We start from the raw sequence: 4,566 nt of genomic DNA, 5'->3' as shown, positions 1-4,566 counted from the left end.
GACGGATCCCTCTGCTTTAGTTTTTGGCTGCTGCCAACTTCGGCACGCCTTTGGAACTGGTCAGCACCTGATCGATGAGGCCGTAGGCTTTGGCTTCCTCTGGTGTCATGAAAAATAGCCGCTCCGTGTCCTTCTTGATGCGCTCCATAGGCTGGCCCGTGCTGCGGGACAGTTGCTCCAGCATCATGTTGCGCAAAGTCAGAATCTCGCGGGTGCGAATTTCAATGTCGCTGGCCTGTCCACGGGTGCCCCCATAGGGCTGGTGGAGCACGATCGTGGCATTGGGCAGACTGGCCCGAAATCCTTTGGCTCCTGCTGCCAATAACATGGCCGCCATCCCAATGGCATTGCCGATGCAGATAGTATGCACAGGCGGCTTGATGTAGTTCATGGTGTCCAGAATGGCAAAGGCCGCTGTGTCGTAGTTATAGGTGCCCGTCGAGTTGATGTACATCTTGATCGGCTTTTCCCGATCCTCGTACTGCAGATACAGCAGTTGCTCGATGATTAGCTTGGTGACGTTGGCATTCGACTCCTCTGCAAGGGGCAAGCCCAGGTAGACAATGCGCTCCTGCAGCAGCAGCGAAGCCAAATCTGGGGGTGGGGTACGAACCGGAGCGCCGCCATAGTAGTAGTAGGTCGATTGCACCATGCCAGAGATCTCCTACGCCTGGGTCTGTTCAACTGAAAAACACCAGAAAAACAACACTTGAGGACCACAAGGGATCCGCAGCATCCCAACGGATCCCTTGCAGTCTGAGGACCTCTCAAAGCCAGCTTTACTCCGCCCCTTGAGGCAAGAGAACCCGCTCCGGCTCCGTGACCAACACCTTGGGCTTGCGCTCCTCATCCACATCGATGAGCACCTCCGATCCCTCCCGGACATGCCCAGTCAGGATCTCTTCCGCCAGGATGTCTTCCAGCAAGCGTTGGATGGCGCGGCGCAGCGGGCGTGCCCCATAGCTGGGGTTATACCCCTCCTCCACCACCAAGTCTTTGAAGCGGTCGCTGACCGTAAGGCGGATTTTCTTCTCCGTCATGCGGTCAAACACTTCCTTGAGCAGGATGTCGGCAATCTGCTTCACCTCATCCTTGGTCAGTTGCCGGAAGACGATGATCTCGTCCACGCGGTTGAGGAACTCCGGACGGAAGTACTGCTTCAGCTCCTCATTCACCAGGTTGCGGATGCGGTTGTAGTTGGCATCCTCGTCGTTGGTGTTGAACTCGAAGCCGAGGCTGCCGCCGCCCTTCTCGATGACCTTCGAGCCGATGTTAGAGGTCATCACGATCAGGGTGTTCTTGAAGTCCACCGTGCGGCCTTTGGCATCGGTCAGGCGGCCATCCTCCAGGATTTGCAGCAATAGGTTAAACACATCCGGGTGCGCCTTCTCGATCTCATCGAAAAGCACCACCGTGTAGGGGCGGCGCCGCACCGCTTCTGTGAGCTGACCCCCCTCGTTGTAGCCCACATAGCCCGGCGGGGATCCGATCAGCTTGCTGACCGTGTGCCGCTCCATGTATTCCGACATGTCGAGGCGGATCATGGCCGACTCGGAGCCGAAGAAGTAGGCTGCCAAAGCCTTGGTCAGCTCGGTTTTGCCCACCCCTGTTGGGCCGGAGAAGATGAAGCTGGCGATGGGGCGGTTGGGATTTTTCAGCCCCACCCGAGCGCGGCGGATGGCCCGGGAGATGGCCCGCACCGCTTCGTCTTGGCCGATGATGCGCTGGTGCAGGGTTTCTTCCATGTTCAGCAGCTTCACTGACTCGCTCTCGGTCAGCTTGGCCACCGGCACCCCCGTCCAGGCGCTGACCACTTGGGCCACGTCCTCTTCGGTTACCTCGGGCATTTCGCTGCGGCTGCTCTCCTCGGCTTTTTTGGCAGCGGCAATGGCGCGGATCTGCTGCTTGATCTCCATCTCCCGATCCCGCAGCTCACCAGCCTTGTCGAAGTTCTGGGCCCGCACCGCAGCGTCTTTCTCCTTGAGCACTCGCCGCAACTCTTGATCCAGCTCCCGCGCCGCCGGGGGCAGTTGAGAGTTGATCAGGCGCACCCGCGAAGCAGCCTCGTCGATCAAATCGATGGCCTTATCTGGCAAGAACCGGTCGGAGATGTACTGGTCGGCCAGCTTGGCTGCCGCATCCAAGGCGGCATCGGAGATCTTCAGCTTGTGGTGCTGCTCGTAGCGCTCCCGCAAGCCAAACAGGATCTCGATGGTCTCGGAGACCGTCGGCTCGCCCACCATGATGGGCTGGAAGCGGCGCTCCAGAGCAGCATCCCGCTCGATGTGCTTGCGGTACTCATCCAGGGTGGTGGCGCCGATGCACTGCAGCTCGCCGCGGGCCAAAGCAGGCTTGAGGATGTTGGCGGCATCAATCGCCCCTTCCGCAGCCCCGGCCCCGATCAGGGTATGTACCTCGTCGATGACCAGGATGATGTTGCCGGCATTGCGGATCTCATCCATGATTTTCTTGAGGCGCTCTTCAAACTCGCCGCGGTACTTGGTGCCGGCCACCAGCAAACCAATATCCAGGCTGATCACCCGCTTGTCGGCCAAAATATCCGGCACATCCCCCTGCACAATGCGCTGGGCCAAGCCTTCGGCAATGGCAGTTTTGCCCACCCCTGGCTCGCCAATGAGGACGGGGTTGTTCTTGGTGCGGCGGCCCAGGATCTGGATCACCCGCTCGATCTCCCGCGTCCGACCGACCACCGGATCCAGCTTGCCCTCCTGGGCCAGTTGGGTGAGGTTGGAGCCGAATTCGTCCAGGGTGGGCGTTTTGGTGCGACTGGAGGATCCCCCCCCCGCCGTCACTTCGGCGGTCTCGCCCAACATGCGGATCACCTGGGTGCGCACCTTGGAGAGATCCACCCCCAGGTTTTCCAAAACGCGGGCTGCCACCCCTTCCCCTTCTCGGATCAGGCCCAGGAGCAGGTGCTCAGTGCCGATGTAGTTGTGGCCGAGCTGGCGGGCCTCTTCTAGGGAGAGTTCCAGCACTCGCTTGGCGCGGGGAGTGAAAGGGATCTCGACGGCCACAAAACCGGATCCCCGACCGATAATTTTCTCGACTTCAATGCGGGCGTCCTTCAAGTTCACTCCCATGGACTTGAGAACTTTGGCGGCGACCCCAGTGCCCTCGCCGATTAACCCCAACAAAATTTGCTCGGTGCCAACGAAATTGTGACCTAACCGTCTGGCTTCTTCTTGGGCCAGCATGATCACCTTGATGGCTTTTTCTGTAAAGCGTTCAAACATGATCCTCGGGCTCCCTACGCCTGCATCAAGGCGGACTTGATAGGGGTAATCCTAGCACAAGTTCTGGCGAAACCAAGGGACGGTAAATACCCCAGACGGAAGCTGTCTGGGGCCAAAACGCGCCTGGAGAGATTTGAACTCCCGACACCGTGGTCCGTAGCCACGTGCTCTAGTCCACTGAGCTACAGGCGCAAAAGGGGCGGGCCAACCACGGTTGACTGTCTGTCCATACTATCTGTCCATAGTTACTCAGATACTATCCAGTACTATCCAGAGACAGAGATGGACATCTATCAATGTGGCTTAGGCATTCTAGCACAAGAGCGTTTTTTGGAAAGTCCAACGGGGGTGTAGATATCCGCCAGCGTTAACATTGCCCTTGCCAAGGTTGCCGGACTTCTCCCCCCACTTCGAGGCCGGCTTGGGGGCTGGTGGCCTTGATCACCGGCGTCCAGACTTGGCCGTTGCGCTGCCAAAGCTGCAGGTGCAGATGTCCTGCCAGGGTATCCCGACAGTTGCGCTGCATCCCTTCTGGGCCAGGAGTGAATACAGTTTGGCCAGGCCGTCCCGTGTGCCCTTCCAGCTGAATACACCAGAGGGCGCTCTCTCCCCGGATTCGCCAAGATCCCCAGGGATCCACTTGCCAAGTCAGATGAGCTTGCCCAGGCCGCCATTCCAAAAAGGGCTGGGATCCCCACCCATGCAAGCTGATCAGGGCCACTTCTTCGGGGCGGGTGAGCACCTGCCGCTCAGCTCCGGCACAGGTGAGGCTAAGGCCGGGATGCTGGGGAAAGGCGTTGCACTGGATCCAAAACCAGCGGCGAGGAAAGCTTTGGCCCCAATTTTTTTCGGCGTAGGCGGGAGCCTGCTGAAATGCATAGCGCCTGCCTCTCCACTCCACCCAGCCGGTGGCCAAGCCATGGCTCATGAGGATCTGCCAGCCCGGCTCAAAGATGGGCAGATAAGACCAGGCTCCCATGGTGGCTCGGGGTGGGATCCCATAGGCAAAACGAGGCTGAATGCGGTAGAGCCAGCGAATGGGCTCAGAGCCCAAGGGATCCGGCAAAATCCCCTGGTTGAGGTGGGCGGTGTATTGGTAGCCGCTGGCGGTGCGCTGGAAGAAGGTGAAGGGATCCTGAAGGCCGCGACAGCCGGGGCCTGGGATCCCTGAGTGCCCCAAGGCCAGATGGGTTGAGCTGGCCCAAAAGCGGCGGGGATTGGGGAAGGTGCGCCAATGCAACTCCTCCTCCGGCCCCAACACCTGCGCCATGCCCCCGCGCTTGGGATCGATGGCGTACATGAAGGCAAAGCT

3 protein-coding genes and 1 tRNA gene are annotated in these 4,566 nt (G+C 59.7%); all 4 read right to left on the bottom strand.

All coding sequences use genetic code 11. The annotated features are described in order from the left end of the window. Nucleotides 1–16: 16 nt before the first annotated feature. Nucleotides 17–652 (bottom strand): ATP-dependent Clp protease proteolytic subunit, encoded by a 636-nt coding sequence (locus tag NW820_RS03345; RefSeq protein WP_011432256.1) that lies wholly within the window; start codon nt 650–652, stop codon nt 17–19. Nucleotides 653–779: 127 nt separating this feature from the next. Continuing rightward, nucleotides 780–3,254 carry an ATP-dependent Clp protease ATP-binding subunit gene (locus NW820_RS03340; RefSeq protein WP_011432255.1) on the bottom strand — a complete coding sequence of 825 codons (2,475 nt, stop codon included), beginning with the start codon at nt 3,252–3,254 and terminating at the stop codon, nt 780–782. Nucleotides 3,255–3,372: 118 nt separating this feature from the next. Continuing rightward, nucleotides 3,373–3,446: transfer RNA gene (locus tag NW820_RS03335), tRNA-Arg, on the bottom strand. A 175-nt stretch (nt 3,447–3,621) separates the two neighbouring features. After that, the coding region (locus NW820_RS03330) for a tocopherol cyclase family protein (RefSeq protein ID WP_414406670.1) at nt 3,622–4,566 on the bottom strand (945 nt) is incomplete at its 5' end.

Origin of the sequence: Synechococcus sp. R55.7 (genome assembly GCF_047461955.1) — a bacterium.
GTDB lineage: Bacteria > Cyanobacteriota > Cyanobacteriia > Thermostichales > Thermostichaceae > Thermostichus.
The sequence above is the reverse complement of the archived record's forward strand: the minus strand, read 5'-3'. Positions and strand labels throughout refer to the sequence as shown.